The sequence below is a fragment of the Streptomyces roseifaciens genome, assembly GCF_001445655.1.
GTDB lineage: Bacteria > Actinomycetota > Actinomycetes > Streptomycetales > Streptomycetaceae > Streptomyces > Streptomyces aureoversilis.
In genome coordinates, this window is sequence record NZ_LNBE01000004.1 from 519,818 (window position 1) to 537,142 (window position 17,325).

The window sequence follows — 17,325 nt, forward strand, 5'->3', positions numbered from 1 at the left end:
GATGATCATCGCCGCAGCTCAGTTCACCGCCCGCCCGTGCGACATCGAAGCGAACGCGGCCCGGATGGCCGCGTTCGTGACCGAGGCGGGGGAGCGCGGCGCCGGGCTCGTCGTCTTCGCCGAACTCGCCGCCACCGGCTACGAACTGGACGCGATCATCGGCGGGGGCGACCGGCTGGTCATGGAGCCCGGCGACCCGCGGCTCGCCCCCGTGCGGGACGCGTGCCGCACGGCGGGCGTCGCGGCCGTGGTCAACTGCGCGGGCCGGAACGCCGCGGGCACGACGATCACCAGCTACGTCTACGGCCCGGACGGCGCCCTCCTCACCCGCTACAACAAGGTGCACGTGACGGACACGGAGCGGGCCGCGGGCTTCGCGGCGGGCACGGGCGAGGGCCGGTTCACCCTCCACGGCGTCCGCTTCGCGCACGTCATCTGCTACGACGCCCACTTCCCCGAGTGCGCGGCCCGCGCCGCCGCCGACGGGTGCGGCGTGCTGCTCGCCAGCTCGCTGTACGGGCAGGGCGGCGGCGCACAGGAGCGGATGGAGATCTTCCCCGCGCTGGCGAAGGCCGCCGGCCTCCACGTCCTGCTGGCGAACCACTGCGGCCCGTCGGGCCCGTACGACGCCTGCGGCCTCAGCGCGGTGTGGGCGCCGGACGGCACCGTCCTCGCGGAGGGCTCGGCCACGGAGGCGGAGCTGGTGCCGGCCGGGCTGACGCTCGGCTGAGAGCCGGCTGATTCTCAGCTGAGAACGGGCCGCCTCTCAGCCGAGCGCGGCGCCCTCGTCCTCCGTCCGGGGGCCGGGGCCGCCGGAGGCGTCCTCCTCCGCGGCCTCCTCCCCCATGAGGTCCCGGACGAGCAGCGTCGCACCGGCCACCGCGCCCGGCATCACGAACACCGCCACGAACGGCACCAGGAACAGCAGCGTCAGCGGCACCCCGAAGCCCAGCGCGAGCAGCTTGCGCGAGCGCAGCAGCCGCAGCCGCTCGCGCAGCGGCACGCCGCGGCGCTGCAGGGCGACGGCGGTGAGCTCCTCGGCGAGGAAGAAGCCGGAGATGCAGAAGCCGAGGGCCGGGATCACGGTCTGCCCGACGACGGGCACGAAACCGAGCGCGAAGAGCAGCACGCCCCAGACGGCGACGCGCACGAGCACCGCGAGGCTCTCGCGGGCCGCGATCCACAGCTCGCGCCAGAGCGGCAGCCCGGACTCGGGGACGTCGCCGCCCACGGAGCGGTCGACCCGCTCGGACAGCTCCTCGTAGAAGGGCTGGCCCACCAGCAGGGTCACGGCGGTGAAGGAGATGAGGGCCAGCAGCAGGCCGCCGCCGAAGAGCAGGACGGTCAGCGCGCCCCGGAACAGGCCGGCCCAGGGGGAGGACCAGCCGTCGGCGAAGGGCGTGGCCCAGCCGACGGCATCGCCCGCGTACAGGGCGAGGCAGACGACCGCCGCCGCGTAGCCGACGAGGGTGATGAGCCCGGGCAGCAGCCCGAACCCCCACTGCCGCCGGTTGCGCGCCACCCAGCGCTGGCCCTTGCCCAGGTACGTCAGTCCCGCCATGAGATCTCGCATGGCGGGAAGGGTATCCGGCGCGCCCCGGCCGGCCCGGGGGGCGGACGGCCGGAGCGCGCAGGACGGGTGGGAAGGGCGGAAAGGGGCCCTTAGAACGTGACGATCATCTTGCCGGTGTTCTCGCCCCGCAGCATGCCCAGGAACGCGTCCAGGGCGTTCTCGACGCCGTGGACGACCGTCTCGCGGTACTTGAGCTCGCCGGAGCGCACCCAGCCGCCGACCTCCTGCACGAACTGCGGCTGCAGCGCCTTGTGGTCCCCGACGATCATGCCCTGCAGGCGCAGCCGCTTGCCGATGATCGCGATCATGTTGCGCGGGCCGGGCTGCGGCTCGGTGTCGTTGTAGCCCGCGATGGCGCCGCAGAGGGTGGCGCGGCCGTGCAGCTTCATCGCGCCGATCGCGGCCTCCAGGTGCTCACCGCCGACGTTGTCGAAGTAGACGTCGACGCCGTCGGGCGCGACCTGCTTGAGCTGCTCGGCGACCGGGCCGTTCTTGTAGTTGAAGGCGGCGTCGAAGCCGTACTCCTCGACGAGGGCCTTGACCTTCTCGTCCGTGCCCGCGCTGCCGACGACGCGCGAGGCGCCCTTGAGCCGGGCGATCTGGCCGACCTGGAGGCCGACCGCGCCCGCGGCGCCGGAGACGAAGACGGCGTCGCCCTCCTTGAAGGAGGCGACCTCCAGCAGGCCCGCGTAGGCGGTCAGGCCCGGCATGCCGAGCACGCCGAGGTAGGTGGACAGCGGGGCGAGCTCCGGGTCGACCTTGACCGCGTGCGCGGCCTCGACCAGGGCGTACTCCCGCCAGCCGAGGCTGTGCAGGACGTGGTCGCCGACCTGGAAGGCGTCGCTGCGCGAGGCGACGACCTCGCCGACCGCGCCGCCCTCCATGGGCCGGTCGAGCTGGAAGGGCGGGATGTAGGAGCGGGCGTCGTTCATCCGGCCGCGCATGTACGGATCCACCGACATGTGGATGTTGCGCACCAGGATCTGCCCCTCGCCGGGCTCGGGCACGGCCGTCTCCCGGAGCGCGAACTCCTCGGGCTTCGGCCAGCCGTGCGGGCGGGCGACGAGGTGCCATTCACGGCTGGTGGTGGGCGTGGCGGACATGGGACGCGACCTCCTGGTGGACGAGCAAAAGCTTAAGGAACTGAAACAACCATGCTCCTCGATATTTCATGTTGTCAAGCAACCGGGTAACCTGGAGGGCATGGTCCCCCGAACCGATGCCCTGACCCGTGAGGTCGTCGACCTCATCGCGGCCGTCGTGGCCCGCTACCACGAGGAGTACGAGGAGGCGGCGGCCAAGCACGCGCTCACCGGCGCCCAGGCCAAGGTCCTCGCCCTGCTCGCGCGCGAGTCCCTGCCGATGCGCCGCATCGCCCAGCTCCTGAAGTGCGAGCCGTCCAACGTCACCGGCATCGTCGACCGCCTGGAGGCCCGCGGCCTGGTGGAGCGGCGCCCCGACCCCGACGACCGCCGCATCAAGCTCGCGGCGGCCACGCCGGCCGGCCTCGACACCGCCGGGCGCCTGAGCGAGTCGCTGGACTTCGCCCGCGAGCCGCTCGCCGGCCTCTCGGCCGAGGAGCGCGGGGTCCTGCGGGACCTGCTGCGCCGGATGCTGGAACCGGGCGCCTGAGCGGACCCGCCTGAGTCTGCCGGGTGCGCCCGGCAAGGGGCGCGGGGAGCTGCGCGACCGGCCGCCCTTGACCCGCAGCCGACCGGCTGCCCACCGTCTCGGCCGAAGGGCCCGGGGCGGTCCGGCGCCCCTTATGCAGGGAACCGCAGTTCCGCGGCCTTGGTCACCGTGCCCAGGCGCGGCATGTCCAGCGTCACCGACGCCCGGTGCTCCTCCGCCGTCAGCGCACTCATCGCGTCCTCCGCGAACACCAGCCCGTAGCCGTGGTCGGCGGCCGCACGGGCCGTCGACTCCACGCCCAGGTTGGTGGCGATCCCGCCGAGAACGAGCGTCCGCACGCCGCGCTCGCGCAGCCGCGCGTCCAGGTCCGTGCCGTGGAAGGCGCCGACCGACCGCTTCACCACCTCGACGTCGCCCTCCTCGGCGAACCCCGCGAGCAGCCCGCTCCCCGGCGGCTGCTCCGGCACCCCCGGCCGCTCGGTGCGCACCACGACCACCGTGCCCCCGGACTTCCGGAACGACCGCGCCAACTCCTCCGCCGTGCGGACCACTTCGTCCCCGCTGCGCGGAGCGAGGGGGAGCGCGACGATGCGCTCCATCAGGTCGACGAGGACGAGGGCGGTGCGCTGCGGGTCGATTTCCGTCATGGCCAGACGGTACCGGTCGGGCCCGGGCCGCGGGCGGCCTCCGGAACGCCTCCGGGATGACGATAGGTAAAGGTTGTCCGACGTCCACGTGGCCGCAGGTGCGTGGCAGGGACGGAAGTTGACCCGCGTAGGGGTGAACTTGCTTATGAGTAAGGTCTGTTCATCGGATACCGTGCTGATGAGCAGGCGCGAACGCCCGCCCGGACGCGGCCTTGGCCAAAGCCGGGGGCGTGCAGTGCGCGTGCACGCGGTGCCGGATGTCCGGAGCGAGGGTACGTACGTCCGCGCCGCGCGCACGCCGCACGACCGCGTCTGACCGGGGCGGGGCCACCTGACAGGTCCCGCCCCGAGCCACCCTCCGGCCTCAGGCCGGGTGCTTCTCCGCGGTGATGGTCCGGTAGGCCAGGGCCGCCAGCTCCCCCTGGCCCTTCCTGCTCGGGTGGAACCAGTCCCACTTGCTGAGCGCCTCGCTCGTGAAGTCGTAACCGTGGACCGCGCCGTCGTAGCGGCACAGCGCGTCCCGGCGGCAGACGTCCTTCAGGACCGCGTTGTACTCGGCGACCCGCTTGACGACCTGGGCGCGGCGCTGCTCCGCCGCCGGGTCGGCGGACTCGGAGTCCTTGAGCATCGACGGGCAGATGCCCAGCTTCCAGACCGTCTTGGCGTAGCCGTTCGCGCGGCCCTGCGACCACAGGCGCTGCAGGTCGGGCACGCTGGCCACGTAGAGCTGCGACTTCGGCAGGGAAGTGCGCAGGTTCTTCACCGAGGCCTCGAAGTCCGCGCGGAACGAGGCCGTCGGCGTCATGTCGGCCACATTGTCGCGGCACGCGTCGTTGGCGCCCAGGAGGACGGTCACCAGCTGCGGCTTGTGGGCGATCGCCGACTGCATCTGTCCCGGGAGATCGGCCATCCGGGCGCCGGTCCGCGCGTAATTCCAGCTGCTGGTCTGCGGCGACGCCAGCAGTTTCCGCGCGACGCTGTCGACCTTCGTGCCCGTGGCCCAGGAGACCTCCGGGCAGTCCGCGAGCACCCCGCAGGCGTCGAATCCGCGCGTAATGGAGTCGCCCAGCGAGGCGATGGACCCGGGGCGGGTATTCCACGCGGGGGCGGCGGGCGAGGCGCTCGGCTTTCCCGCGGAGGTGTCCCCTTCACCGCTGTCACAGCCCGTGACGAGCAGGGCTGCCGAGAAGGCGGAGACCGCTGCGACGGCCGCCCTGGCGGCTCCGCGCACCTTCCGCACCGTGCTGCGGCGCATCGCTTTTTCCCCTCCGGCCGGGTGATATCTGTTCGGGTCCGACGGTACGTCACCGCGGGGGTCCGTTCGCACGGTAGCTTTTCCCCGGGGTGGTTGTGCCGGGCCCCGGGGCGGCTTTGCACTTCCGGCACAACTGAAATACGACACGTCACATCCTGTCCCTTTCAGGAGAAATGCTCCCGATGGTGTTTACTGTTGGTAACCTCGCGAGCTGGTGCGGGAGTGGCCATTGGGGCAGAATGTCTCACGCTGTCCCAGGCGGGACCGGTACAGGTGCGAGGCCGCTGGGGAAGGCGAACCTCGAACCGCACTGGAGGTCCCGGTGACGACACGTGGAGTTCTGTATGTGCACTCCGCGCCGCGCGCGCTGTGCCCGCACGTCGAATGGGCGGTCGCGGGCGTGCTCGGTGTGCGGGTCACCCTCGACTGGATCCGACAACCCGCCTCGCCCGGCACCTGGCGTGCCGAATTCTCCTGGCAGGGTCAGGTCGGCACCGCCTCCAAGCTCGCCTCCGCACTGCGCGGCTGGCACCTCCTGCGCTTCGAGGTGACCGCCGAGCCGTGCGCCACGGCCGAGGGCGAGCGCTACAGCTCCACCCCCGACCTCGGCATCTTCCACGCCGTCACCGGCATCCACGGCGACATCCTCGTCCCCGAGGACCGCCTGCGCGCGGCCCTCGCCCGCGCCGCCCGCGGCGAGACGGAACTGGAAGCCGAGGTCGCCAAGCTCCTCGGCAAGCCCTGGGACGACGAACTGGAGCCCTTCCGGTACGCGGGAGAGGGCGCACCGGTGCGCTGGCTGCACCAGGTGGTCTGACGCGCCGCCCACCGGGCGTGCGGGCGTTTGCCCTGGAGCGCGCTCCACCCCCTAGCGTCGGGGCATGACCGAAACGATCACGCCTGACACGCGCACGCCGGGTTCGGGCACGCCGGCCGTCGCCGTCCTCGGCACCGGCATCATGGGCGCCGCCATGGCCCGCAACCTCGCCCGCGCCGGGTTCTCCGTCACCGCCTGGAACCGCAGCCGCGACAAGGCCGAACCCCTCGCCGCCGACGGCGTGCGGATCGCCGGCACGCCCGCCGACGCCGTCCGCGCCGCCGACGTCGTCCTGACCGTCCTGTACGACGGCCCGGCCACGCTCGCCGCGATGGGCGCCGCCGCCCCCGCCCTGCGGCCCGGCACGGTCTGGGTCCAGTCGGGCACCGTCGGCCTGGAAGGCTTCGAGGGCCTCGCGGCCTTCGCGGGCGAGCACGGACTCGCCCTCGTGGACGCCCCCGTCCTCGGCACCAGGCAGCCCGCGGAGGAGGGGAAGCTGACCGTGCTGGCCGCCGGGCCGGAGGAGGTGCGCAAGACCCTGGAGCCGGCCTTCGCCGCCGTCGGCAGCCGGACGGTGTGGCTCGGCGGCGACGCCGCGAGCGGCGCGGCCACCCGCCTGAAGCTGGTCATCAACAGCTGGGTGCTGACCGTCACCCACGGCACGGCCGAGGCGCTCGCCCTGGCGAAGGGCCTCGGCGTGGACCCGGCGGGCTTCCTGGACGCCGTTGCCGGAGGCCCGCTCGACATGGGCTACCTGCACGCCAAGGCCGCGATGATCCTCGGCGGCGACCTCACCCCCAGCTTCGCCACCGCCACGGCGGAGAAGGACGCCCGTCTCATCGTCGCCGCGGGGGAGCGGGCCGGGGTGCGGATGGACGTGGCGGCCGCGGGCGCCGAGCGCTTCCACCGGGCCGTGGAACAGGGCCACGGCGAGGAGGACATGGCGGCTTCGTACTACGCGTCCTTCGACGCGCCCGCCCGGTAGCCCGGCCCGGAACGGCAGCGGCCCGCCCCGGGAACCCCGGGGCGGGCCGCTGTGCCGGCGCAGAGCGTCGGTCAGACCGAGCGCAGGGCCAGGACCACGTTGTGGCCGCCGAAGCCGAACGAGTTGTTGATCGCGGCGATCGGGCCCTCGGCGGGGAGGGCGCGCGGCTCGTCGCGGACGATGTCCGCGTCGATGTCCTCGTCCAGGTCGTCGACGTTGATGGTCGGCGGGGCCACGCGGTGGTGCAGGGCGAGGACGGTCATGACCGTCTCGATGCCGCCCGCGCCGCCCAGCAGGTGACCGGTCATCGACTTGGTCGCGGAGACCGCGACGTGGTCGAGGTCGTCGCCGAGGACCTTGCGCAGCGCCTTGATCTCGGCCGCGTCACCCTGCGGGGTGGACGTGGCGTGCGCGTTGAGGTGCACGACCTCGGACGGCTTGAGGTCGGTGCTGTCGAGCAGGCTCTGCAGCGCGGCGGCGATGCCGCGGCCCGTCGGCTCGGGCTGGGCGATGTGGTGGCTGTCCGCGGACAGGCCCTGGCCCAGCACCTCGCAGTAGACCCGCGCGCCGCGGCGGGCGGCGTGCTCGGCGGACTCGAGGATCACGACGCCGGCGCCCTCGCCGAGGACGAAGCCGTCACGGGCCTTGTCGTACGGGCGGGAGGCCTTCTCGGGCTCCTCGTTGTTCTTGGACATCGCCATCATGTTGGCGAAGGCCGTGATGGGCAGCGGGTGGATCGCCGCCTCGGTGCCGCCGGCGACGACCACGTCGGCGCGGCCGCTGCGGATCATCTCGACGGCGTAACCGATGGCCTCGGCGCCGGAGGCGCAGGCGCTGACCGGGGTGTGCACGCCCGCCTGGGCGTTCACCTCCAGGCCTACGTTGGCCGAGGGGCTGTTCGGCATGAGCATGGGGACGGTGTGCGGGGAGACGCGGCGGACGCCCTTCTCCTTGAGCACGTCGTACTGGTCGAGCAGGGTGGTCACGCCGCCGATGCCGGAGGCGATGACGGTGCCGAGGCGCTCGGGGGCGATGGACGAGTCCTCGCCGGCCATGGCGGTGTAGCCCGCGTCGGCCCAGGCCTCGCGGGCCGCGATCAGCGCGAACTGCGCCGAGCGGTCCAGCTTGCGGGCGAGCGGGCGGGGCAGGACATCGCCGGGGTCCACCGCCGCGGAAGCGGCGATGCGGACCGGAAGGCCGGCGAAGCGCTCACCCTCGAGGGGCTTGACGCCGGACCGGCCGGCGAGCAGAGCCTCCCAGGTCGTCGCGCTGTCGCCACCCAGCGGTGTGGTTGCGCCGATACCGGTGACGACCACGGTGCGATTGGTCGAGCTCACAGGAATTCTGTCTCCACGTGTAGAGGTGCTGGTGAAACCGCCACCGCTGGGGTGGCGACGAACGCTCGGGTCAGTCCTGGTGCTTCAGGATGTAGTCCGCGGCGTCGCCGACGGTCTTGAGGTTCTTGACGTCCTCGTCGGGGATCTTCACGTCGAAGCGCTCCTCGGCGGCGACGACGACCTCGACCATGGACAGCGAGTCGACGTCCAGGTCGTCGGTGAAGGACTTGTCCAGCTTGACGTCCTCGACCGGGATGCCGGCGATCTCGTTGACGATGTCGGCGAGGCCCTTGAGGATCTCTTCCTGGGTGGCGGCCATGTGCGGCGCTCCTTCTATCTGTGCGGTGGAACTGCGTGGTAAGGAACTGCTGGTGCGGTGAGCTCTGCGCAGCGAGGCGGGGCCGGGCTGCGCGGATCTCGCCTAGGGGAGGGTAACGACCGTGGCGGCGTAGACGAGACCCGCCCCGAAACCGATGACGAGCGCGGTGTCCCCGCTCTTCGCCGCGCCGGTGGCCAGGAGCCGCTCCATGGCCAGCGGAATGGAGGCCGCGGACGTGTTGCCCGTGGTCTCCACGTCACGGGCGACCGTGACGCTCTCCGGCAGCTTGAGGGTCTTGACCATCGAGTCGATGATCCGCATGTTGGCCTGGTGCGGGATGAAGACGTCCAGGTCCTCCGCACTGACCCCGGCGTCGTCCAGCGCCTGCTGGGCGACCTTGGCCATCTCGAAGACGGCCCAGCGGAAGACCGCCTGGCCCTCCTGCGTGATGGCCGGGAAACGGAGCTCGTCGAGGGCCTTGCGGGCCTCGGGGCCGTCACCGCCGGGCACCGGGGTGGTGCGGTAGGCGTCCCACCCCAGGGTCTGCTTGATGGTCTGCGACTTGTCGCCCTCGGAGCCCCAGACGGTGGGGCCGATGGCCGGCTCGTCGGAGGGGCCGACGACCACGGCGCCCGCGCCGTCGCCGAAGAGGAAGGCCGTCGCGCGGTCCTCCAGGTCGGTCAGGTCCGACAGCCGCTCGACGCCGATGACCACGACGTACTCCGCCGAGCCCTCGACGACCAGGCCCTTGGCCAGCGTCAGCCCGTAGCCGAAGCCCGCGCAGCCCGCGGAGATGTCGAAGGCGGCCGGCTTGTCCGCGCCGATCCTGTGCGCGATCTCGGTCGCGATCGCCGGGGTCTGGTGGAAGTGCGAAACCGTGGAGACGACCACGGCGCCGACCTGCTCGGGGGTGATGCCCGCGTCGGCGATGGCCTTGCCGGCCGCCTCGACCGACATCGCGGACACCGTCTCCTCCGGACCGGCCCAGTGCCGCGTCGCGATGCCGGAGCGGGAGCGGATCCACTCGTCCGAGGAGTCGATGTACTTCAGGATCTCCTCGTTCGGCACCACCCGGGTGGGGCGGTAGCCGCCCACGCCGAGAATGCGCGCGTACGGCGCGCCCTTGCTCGGCTTGATCTTCGAGGTCATGCTCCGAGACTCCTTATTCGGCCGGGGACCCGGCGGGTGCGGCGTGCTCGGCGATCAGCTCACGGGCTGCGTCGAGGTCGGCCGGCGACTTCAGGGCCAGGGTCTTCACGCCGGGCAGGGCACGCTTGGCCAGACCGGTCAGCGTACCGCCGGGGGCCACCTCGACCAGGGCCGTGACGCCGAGCTCCTTGAAGGTCTCCATGCACAGGTCCCAGCGGACGGGGTTGGCCACCTGGCCGACCAGCCGCTGCACGATCTCCGCGCCCGAGGCGACGACGGCGCCGTCCTTGTTCGAGACGTAGCGGGTGTGCGGCTCGGCGGGGGACAGCTCCTGCACGGCGGCCTCCAGGGCCGACACGGCCGGGGCCATGTGGTGCGTGTGGAACGCGCCCGCCACCTTCAGCGCGACGACCTTGCGGGTGCCCTCGGGCTTGTCCTCAGCGAGCGCGGCCAGCTGCGCGGCGGTGCCGGCGGCCACGATCTGGCCCGCGCCGTTGACGTTGGCGGGGGTCAGGCCGAGCTTCTCCAGGTGCGGCAGGACGACCTCGGGGTCGCCGCCGAGCAGCGCGGACATGCCGGTCTCGGTGACGGCCGCGGCCTCGGCCATGGCCAGGCCGCGCTTGCGGACCAGCTCCATGGCGGAGCGCTCCGGCAGCACGCCGGTCAGCGCCGCCGCGGCGAGCTCGCCCACGCTGTGGCCCGCGGCCGCACCCACCAGGCGGGCGAAGTCCTCCGCCGCCGGGAACAGCTGCCGGGCCGAGACCAGCGCCGACGCGACCAGCAGCGGCTGGGCGACGGCGGTGTCGCGGATCTCGTCCGCGTCGGCCTTCGTGCCGTAGTGGACCAGGTCCAGGTCGATGGCGGCGGACCACTCACGGAGCCGGTCTTCGACACCGGGGAGGTCGAGCCAGGGGGTCAGGAAGCCGGGCGTCTGAGCGCCCTGGCCGGGAGCGACGAGTACGAGCACCCTCACACTCTCTCTCGTGGACGGCTCCGGCCACCCGTGGGGATGGGGACCAAGAACCGTCAGGGGAATTGTTGACGTTCGACAAAAGGCTAGAGGGCCGTCTCCGTGTCGGCCAGACGCCCCAGGATGAGCGCGATCCGCAGCGTGAACGCGGAGCGGACATCGGAGGGTGACCAACCGGTGACGTCCGTCACACGTCGGAGGCGGTATCTCACGGTGTTGGGATGGACGAACAGCATCCGTGCCGCACCTTCCAAGCTACTCGCCTGCTCCAGGTAGACACTCAGCGTCTCCAGCAGAGCCGAGCCCGCTTCCTGGAGCGGTCTGTAGATCTCCTCCACCAGCTGATCGCGGGCCGTGGTGTCCCCGGCCATCGCCCGCTCCGGCAGCAGATCGTCGGCAGGCACCGGACGGGGGGCGTCCGGCCAGGCCGCGCACGCCTTCAGGCCGGCCGCCGCGGCCTGCGCCGAGCGCGTCGCCGACAGCAGGTCCGGCACCACCGGGCCGGCCACCACCGGGCCCGCCGCGAACGGCCCGATCAGCGCCTTGGCCGTCTGCAGCGGATTGTCGGAGCCGCCCGCGATCACCACCAGGCGGTCGCCGAGCACCCCCGTCAGCACCTGCACCTTGGCGTGCCGCGCCGCGCGCCGGATCGCCTCGACCGTCAGCTCGCTGTCCCCGTTCGGGGCGGTGCCGAGCACCACGCAGACGTGCGCCGGGGCGCTCCAGCCGAGGGCCGCGGCCCGGGACAGGGCGCCCTCGTCCGCCTCGCCCGACAGCACCGCGTTGACCACCAGCGACTCCAGCCGGGCGTCCCAGGCGCCCCGCGCCTCGGCGGCCTGCGCGTAGACCTGCGCGGTGGCGAAGGCGATCTCGCGGGCGTAGACGAGCAGCGCCTCCCGCAGGACGCCCTCGTCGCCGGGGGCCGCCACCTCGTCGATCGCCGACTCCATGACCTCGATGGTCGTCCGGACCATCTCCACCGTCTGGCGCAAAGTGATCGCCCGCGTCAGCTCGCGCGGGGCCGTGCCGAACACGTCCGTGCTGATGGCCTGCGGGGTCTCCGGATGCCGGAACCACTCCGTGAAGGCCGCGATGCCGGCCTGGGCGACCAGGCCGATCCACGACCGGTTCTCCGGGGGCATCGCCCGGTACCACGGCAGCTGGGCATCCATGCGGGCGATGGCGGCGGCGGCCAGCGTGCCGGATGACTTCTCCAGGCGGCGGAGGGTGGCGCTGTGCGGATGCGGGGTGTTAGCGGCGGGTTCAGGCACGGGGACAAGCCTGCCTTATTCGGGTCCGGTGCGGGGTCGCCGGGCTACCGTAGCCCGATGACGCACGTACAGCGGTCCGTCCAGCGCGCCGGTGAACGCTTCCGCGGCGGCGACCCGGACGCCGGGATCGAGACCTGGCACGCCTTCTCCTTCTCCGGCTTCTACGACCCCGACAACGTGCGGTTCGGACCGCTCGCCGCCTGCAACGAGGAGCGGCTCGCCGCCGGCGCGGGCTTCGCGGAGCACCCGCACCGCGACGTCGAGATCGTCACGTGGGTGGTCGAGGGAGAGCTCACCCACGAGGACTCCACCGGGCACACCGAAATCGTGCGGCCCGGTGACGTGCAGCGGCTCAGCGCCGGCGCCGGCGTCCACCACTCGGAGCGGAACGAGGGCGGGGTGCCCCTGCGCTTCGTGCAGATGTGGCTGACCCCGTCGGAATACGGCGGCGAGCCCTCGTACGAGGTGGTGCGGGGCGTCGCCGACGATGCGTCCTACGTGTTGCCGGGGGCGGAGGCGGTGCTTCATGTGCGGCGGCTCCGGGCCGGCGAGCGGGGGTCCCTGCCGGGGGCGCCGTGGGTGTACGTGCATGTCGTACGCGGTGATGTCCGGGTGGACGGCGATGTCCTGCGCCCGGGGGACGCTGCGCGACTGCTGGACGCCTCCGCCGTCGAGGTCGAGTCGCTCGGCGCCGATGCGGAGTTGCTGGTGTGGGAGATGCACGCCGAGCCTCACTTCGGGTGACCCGGCGCTTCGCGCACTCCCGACGAGGGTCAGGCCGGGCGCAGCTCGGCCAGGACCGCGTCCGTCAGGGCCGGCCAGACCTCGGTCGCCCACGGCCCGAACGCGCGGTCCGTCAGGGCGACGCACGCCGCACCCGCGGCGGGGTCCACCCACAGGAACGTCCCCGACTGCCCGAAGTGACCGAACGTGCGGGGCGAGGACGACGCGCCCGTCCAGTGCGGGGACTTGCCGTCGCGGATCTCGAAGCCGAGGCCCCAGTCGTTCGGCCGCTGGTGCCCGTAGCCGGGCAGGATCCCGGTGAGGCCGGGGAAGGCCACCGACGTCGCCCCGGCCACCGTCTCCGGCGAGAGCAGCCGCGGCGCCTGCAGCTCCGCGGCGAAGCGCACCAGGTCGGCGACGGTGGAGACGCCGTCCTTGGCGGGCGAGCCCGGGAGGTCCGTCGCCGTCATGCCCAGCGGCTCCAGCACCGCCTCCCGCAGGTAGTCCGCGAAGGGGATGTCCGTGGCCTTGGCGATGTGGTCGCCGAGCACCTCGAAGCCGGCGTTGGAGTAGAGCCGCCGCGTGCCCGGCTCCGCCATGGCCCGGTGCTCGTCGAAGGCCAGCCCGGAGGTGTGGGCGAGGAGGTGGCGGACCGTCGAGCCCGCGGGACCGGCCGGCTCGTCCAGCTCGACCGCGCCCTCCTCGACGGCGACGAGCGCGGCGTAGGCGGCGAGCGGTTTGGTGACGGAGGCCAGCGGGAAGCGGTGCTCCACCGGGCCGTGGGCGCCCACCGTCGTGCCGTCGGCCCGTACGACCGCCGCCGCAGCGGTGTCCACCGGCCAGTTCTCGATCATCCGCAGGCTCTGCATGGATCCGAGCCTATCCCGGCCGCGCCGCCCGGCCGCTCCGGCCAAGATTCCCCCAAGAGTTCGCTTGCCTGGAGTGCACTCGAACTCTCTAGCGTTGTGGCCATCGCAAGGGCAACGACTGCGAACGCCCGCGAAACAGGGGGAAGCTCGATGACCGTCTTGGACACCGCACCGACCGTCGTGGACACCGCACCGCCGGCCGCCGTGTGCACCGTGCTGGAGCGGCAGCGCCACAGCCGCCCGGCGGGGCGCGACCGCTACACGATCAGCGAAGTGGCGGACTGCACGGGGCTGTCGGTCCACACGCTGCGCTGGTACGAGCGGATCGGGCTGATGCCGCACGTGGACCGCTCGCACACCGGCCAGCGCCGCTACACGGACCGGGACCTGGACTGGCTGGACCTGGTGGGGCGGCTCCGCCTGACCGGCATGCCGGTGGCCGACATGGTCCGCTACGCGCGGCTCGTCCGCGAGGGCGAGCACACGCTGGCCGAGCGGGAACGGCTGCTGACCGCGCACCGGGAGGACGTCCGCAAGCGCATCGCCGAGCTGCGCAGCACCCTCGAGGTACTGGACTACAAGATCGACATATACGCCGACGCCCGGCGACGGGCCGAGGCCGCCGAAGGGGCCTGACGCACCGATGACCGACAGCAACGACAAGATCTCGACCGTGACCCTCGGCACCGGCGGCCCCGAGGTGGGCGTCCAGGGCCTGGGCTGCATGGGCATGAGCTTCGCCTACGGCCCGACGACCGACCCGGACGAGGCCCGGGCGACGCTGGAGCGCGCGCTCGAACTGGGCGTCACGCTCTTCGACACCGCCGACGTCTACGGCCTCGGCGAGAACGAGAAGTTCATCGCGCCCTTCGTCCGGGCCCATCGCGAAGACATCGTCCTGGCCACCAAGTTCGCCCTCGGGACCGACCCCGGGAACCCGCAGGTCCGGACGATCCGCAACGACCGCCCCTACATCCGGCAGGCCGTGGAGGCCAGCCTGCAGCGGCTCGGCGTCGGCGAGATCGACCTCTACTACATGCACCGGCGCGACGTGAACGTCCCCATCGAGGAGACGGTCGGCGCCATGGCCGAGCTGGTCGCCGAGGGCAAGGTCAAGCACCTGGGCCTCAGCGAGGTCACCGCCGGCGAACTGCGCGCCGCGCAGGCCGTGCACCCGATCGCCGCCGTGCAGTCGGAGTGGTCGCTCTTCAGCCGCGACATCGAGACGCACGTGGTGCCGGCGGCGCGGGAGCTGGGCGTGGCCCTCGTGCCCTACTCCCCGCTCGGGCGGGGCTTCCTGACCGGCTCCTTCGTGCGAGCCGAGAGCGAGCTGTCGGGCGACGACTTCCGCCGCACCATGCCGCGCTTCACCGGCGACAACGCGGAGACGAACGCGGCACTGCTGGAGCCGGTCCGGCGGATCGCGGAGCGGCGCGGCACCTCCCCGGGCCAGGTGGCCCTGGCCTGGGTCCAGCAGCAGGCGCAGGTGCACGGCCTGACGGTCGTTCCGATCCCGGGCACGCGCCGCCGCTCCCGCCTGGAGGAGAACACGGGCGCGACCCGCATCACCCTGACGGCGGACGAGCTCGCGGCCCTGGAGCCGATCGCGGCCGAGGTCGCGGGCGGCCGGTACGCCGACATGACGTTCACCTCCGCCGGCCGCGAGTGACACGGCGCGAGTGACAGGGCACGGGTGAAGACGGCGCGGGCAGGGCAGCGCGGGTGACGTCCCGTCACTGCCCGCCCGGGGCCACCAGCCCCGACTCGTAGGCGAAGATCACCGCCTGGGCGCGGTCGCGCAGGTCCAGCTTGGCCAGGACCCGGCCGATGTGCGTCTTGACGGTCTGCTCGGCGAGCACCAGGGACGCCGCGATCTCCTGGTTGGACAGTCCTCGCGCGATGAGTTCGAGGACCTCGGTCTCGCGCGGCGTGAGCCCGTTCAGCCGCAGGGACGGGCCCTTGCGGCGGGCGGGGCGCTGCTTGGCGAAGTCGGCGATCAGACGGCGCGTCACGGACGGGGCCAGCAGGGCCTCCCCGGCGGCCACGACCCGCACCGCCGAGATCAGGTCCGCGGGCGGGGCGTCCTTCAGCAGGAAGCCGGAGGCTCCCGCGCGCAGCGCCTCGTAGACGTAGTCGTCCACGTCGAACGTCGTCAGCATCAGCACCTTCGGGCGGTGGTGCACGCCGGGCGGGGGGTCGAGGAGGCGCCGTGCGGCCTCCAGCCCGTCCATCTCGGGCATCCGGACGTCCATCAGCACGACGTCCGGGTGGGCGCTGCGGCCCAGCTCCACGCCCTGCCGCCCGTCCGCGGCGTCGCCGACGACGTCGATGTCGGGCTGCGCGGCCAGCAGCGCGGCGAAGCCCGCCCGCACCATGGCCTGGTCGTCGACGATGATCACCTTGATGGTCATGCGGTGCGGGAGTCCTCTTCTGTTCCTGTGGTGCCCGTGAGTGTTTCCGTGGGGAATTCCGTGCCCGGCTCCGCGGCGAGCGGGAGCCGGGCGGCGACGCGGAAGCCGCCGCCGTCCAGCGGGCCGGTGTCGAGCGTGCCGCCGACCAGGCGCACCCGCTCCCGCATGCCGATCAGGCCGTGGCCCGTGCCGCCGGTCTCCACCGGCGGCGCGTCCCGGTCCGCCGCGGCGGTGTTGACGACCAGCACCACCAGACCCGTGCCGGCCTCGTCGACGGACACCGACACCCGCGTGTCCGCCCCCGGCGCGTGCCGGACGACGTTGGACAGGGCCTCCTGGACGATGCGGTACGCGGAGAGGTCCACGGTCTGCGGCACGGCGTCCGGCACGGGATCCGGCATGGCCAGCTCCACCGGCAGCCCGGACCGCACGGTCGCCTCGACCAGCTGCGGGATCCGCGCGACGCCCGGCTGCGGCGCCCGCTCGGCCCCGCCCGCGCCTGCGCCCGAGGCGTCCTCGCTGCGCAGCACCCCCAGCAGCCGTCGCATCTCGGTCAGCGACTCCCGCGCCGTGGCGGCGATCGTGCCGAACTCCTCGCGCGCCTGCTCCGGCAGGCCCTCGATGCGGTACGGGGCGCTGTCCGCCTGCACGGTGATCACCGACATGTGGTGGGCGACGACGTCGTGCAGCTCGCGGGCGATGCGGGTGCGCTCCTCCAGCAGGGTGCGCCGGGCCCGCTCGGCCTCGCTGATGGTCTCCTGCTCCGCCAGCGCCCGCCGTGCGTCGCCGCGCTCGCGCAGGGCCCCGGCGAGCAGCATCAGGATGCCGCCGGTCACGAACAGGGTGATCCAGACGTTGGTGGAGCTGCGCTCCGGCACCAGGCCCCGCAGGACCGCGCCCGAGACGCCCGTGGCGAGCCAGACGGCGACGAGCGTCGGGCGCCGCTCCCGCATGCCGACCGCGAGCATCAGCAGCAGCAGGCCGATCACGGCCGTCGGCGGCCACGGCCACGGCCAGTCGCCGTTCACCGGCTCGGCCAGCGCGGCCACCGCCGCCACGAGGCTCGCCGTGAAGGCGATGGCCCAGGCGATCAGGGGCCTGCGGACGGCGATGAGCAGGGGCACGGTCTGGGCGATGCCGAGGGACAGCGCGAGGCCGAAGCCCAGGCCGTAGGCCTCCGCCAGGTTGTGAGCCGTCAGCGGCAGCAGCAGGGCGGTGAACGGCCAGGCGATCACGTAGGGCAGCCTCCGCACCCAGCGCCGGCGCGACCGGCCGCACAGCGGCACGGGCGGCCCGGCGGGGGTGCAGACGTCGACCACGAAGGCGCGCGCCCGCGCGAGGGGGGCAGGAGGTGACTGGATCATGAC

General features: G+C 73.1%; 19 protein-coding genes. 7 read left to right on the forward strand and 12 right to left on the reverse strand.

Annotated elements, in window-relative coordinates:
* Position 1: 1 nt before the first annotated feature.
* On the forward strand, positions 2-730 hold the full coding sequence (locus tag AS857_RS19410; RefSeq protein WP_058044569.1) for a carbon-nitrogen hydrolase family protein: 729 nt from the start codon (positions 2-4) through the stop codon (positions 728-730).
* A 36-nt stretch (positions 731-766) separates the two neighbouring features.
* On the opposite strand, the gene AS857_RS19415 is transcribed toward AS857_RS19410, so the two are convergent.
* Together AS857_RS19415 and AS857_RS19420 are read right to left on the reverse strand one after the other, a co-directional pair.
* A complete protein-coding gene (locus tag AS857_RS19415) occupies positions 767-1,573 on the reverse strand; it encodes an EI24 domain-containing protein (protein WP_058044570.1) in 807 nt (268 codons plus the stop codon).
* An 89-nt stretch (positions 1,574-1,662) separates the two neighbouring features.
* On the reverse strand, positions 1,663-2,676 hold the full coding sequence (locus AS857_RS19420; protein ID WP_058044571.1) for an NADP-dependent oxidoreductase: 1,014 nt from the start codon (positions 2,674-2,676) through the stop codon (positions 1,663-1,665).
* Between the two features lie 100 nt (positions 2,677-2,776).
* Here AS857_RS19420 and AS857_RS19425 point away from each other — a divergent pair, with 100 nt between their 5' ends.
* Positions 2,777-3,205, forward strand: coding sequence for a MarR family winged helix-turn-helix transcriptional regulator (locus tag AS857_RS19425; RefSeq protein WP_058044572.1), 429 nt, complete (start codon positions 2,777-2,779; stop codon positions 3,203-3,205).
* Positions 3,206-3,336: 131 nt separating this feature from the next.
* On the opposite strand, the gene AS857_RS19430 is transcribed toward AS857_RS19425, so the two are convergent.
* Both AS857_RS19430 and AS857_RS19435 read right to left on the reverse strand, forming a co-directional pair.
* On the reverse strand, positions 3,337-3,852 hold the full coding sequence (locus AS857_RS19430; protein ID WP_058044573.1) for an isochorismatase family protein: 516 nt from the start codon (positions 3,850-3,852) through the stop codon (positions 3,337-3,339).
* Between the two features lie 364 nt (positions 3,853-4,216).
* The gene (locus AS857_RS19435; protein WP_058044574.1) at positions 4,217-5,107 is read right to left on the reverse strand and encodes an SGNH/GDSL hydrolase family protein; all 891 of its coding nucleotides are present in this window, start codon (positions 5,105-5,107) and stop codon (positions 4,217-4,219) included.
* A 322-nt stretch (positions 5,108-5,429) separates the two neighbouring features.
* Here AS857_RS19435 and AS857_RS19440 point away from each other — a divergent pair, with 322 nt between their 5' ends.
* Together AS857_RS19440 and AS857_RS19445 are read left to right on the forward strand one after the other, a co-directional pair.
* Entirely contained in the window at positions 5,430-5,924 is a 495-nt protein-coding gene (locus tag AS857_RS19440; protein WP_058044575.1) for a DUF3145 domain-containing protein, read from the forward strand.
* Positions 5,925-5,988: 64 nt separating this feature from the next.
* On the forward strand, positions 5,989-6,909 hold the full coding sequence (locus tag AS857_RS19445) for an NAD(P)-dependent oxidoreductase (RefSeq protein ID WP_058044576.1): 921 nt from the start codon (positions 5,989-5,991) through the stop codon (positions 6,907-6,909).
* A gap of 71 nt (positions 6,910-6,980) precedes the next feature.
* On the opposite strand, the gene fabF is transcribed toward AS857_RS19445, so the two are convergent.
* From fabF to AS857_RS19470, 5 genes are all read right to left on the reverse strand, one after another.
* Positions 6,981-8,246 carry a beta-ketoacyl-ACP synthase II gene (gene fabF, locus AS857_RS19450; protein ID WP_058044577.1) on the reverse strand — a complete coding sequence of 422 codons (1,266 nt, stop codon included), beginning with the start codon at positions 8,244-8,246 and terminating at the stop codon, positions 6,981-6,983.
* A 70-nt stretch (positions 8,247-8,316) separates the two neighbouring features.
* Positions 8,317-8,565 (reverse strand): acyl carrier protein, encoded by a 249-nt coding sequence (locus AS857_RS19455; protein ID WP_058044578.1) that lies wholly within the window; start codon positions 8,563-8,565, stop codon positions 8,317-8,319.
* A gap of 102 nt (positions 8,566-8,667) precedes the next feature.
* Positions 8,668-9,714 (reverse strand): ketoacyl-ACP synthase III, encoded by a 1,047-nt coding sequence (locus AS857_RS19460; protein WP_058044579.1) that lies wholly within the window; start codon positions 9,712-9,714, stop codon positions 8,668-8,670.
* 13 nt (positions 9,715-9,727) lie between these two features.
* Positions 9,728-10,681 (reverse strand): ACP S-malonyltransferase, encoded by a 954-nt coding sequence (locus AS857_RS19465; protein ID WP_058044580.1) that lies wholly within the window; start codon positions 10,679-10,681, stop codon positions 9,728-9,730.
* 89 nt (positions 10,682-10,770) lie between these two features.
* Entirely contained in the window at positions 10,771-11,955 is a 1,185-nt protein-coding gene (locus AS857_RS19470) for a PucR family transcriptional regulator (protein ID WP_058044581.1), read from the reverse strand.
* 57 nt (positions 11,956-12,012) lie between these two features.
* Between AS857_RS19470 and AS857_RS19475 the strand changes: the two genes are divergently transcribed.
* The gene (locus AS857_RS19475; RefSeq protein WP_058044582.1) at positions 12,013-12,699 is read left to right on the forward strand and encodes a pirin family protein; all 687 of its coding nucleotides are present in this window, start codon (positions 12,013-12,015) and stop codon (positions 12,697-12,699) included.
* Between the two features lie 29 nt (positions 12,700-12,728).
* Here the strand turns inward: AS857_RS19475 and AS857_RS19480 are convergent, their stop codons facing one another.
* Entirely contained in the window at positions 12,729-13,547 is an 819-nt protein-coding gene (locus AS857_RS19480) for a serine hydrolase domain-containing protein (RefSeq protein WP_058044583.1), read from the reverse strand.
* A gap of 150 nt (positions 13,548-13,697) precedes the next feature.
* On the opposite strand from AS857_RS19480, the gene AS857_RS19485 reads away from it, so the two are divergent.
* Positions 13,698-14,183: a MerR family transcriptional regulator gene (locus AS857_RS19485; RefSeq protein WP_058044584.1), complete on the forward strand. Its 486-nt coding sequence runs from the start codon at positions 13,698-13,700 to the stop codon at positions 14,181-14,183.
* Positions 14,184-14,190: 7 nt separating this feature from the next.
* Entirely contained in the window at positions 14,191-15,216 is a 1,026-nt protein-coding gene (locus AS857_RS19490) for an aldo/keto reductase (RefSeq protein WP_058044585.1), read from the forward strand.
* 64 nt (positions 15,217-15,280) lie between these two features.
* Here AS857_RS19490 and AS857_RS19495 read toward each other — a convergent pair whose 3' ends face one another.
* Positions 15,281-15,958, reverse strand: coding sequence for a response regulator (locus AS857_RS19495; protein WP_058044586.1), 678 nt, complete (start codon positions 15,956-15,958; stop codon positions 15,281-15,283).
* Positions 15,955-17,322, reverse strand: a complete 1,368-nt coding sequence (locus AS857_RS19500; RefSeq protein ID WP_063804341.1) for a sensor histidine kinase — start codon at positions 17,320-17,322, stop codon at positions 15,955-15,957. The genes AS857_RS19495 and AS857_RS19500 overlap by 4 nt, the downstream gene beginning before the upstream one ends.
* Positions 17,323-17,325 lie beyond the last annotated feature (3 nt).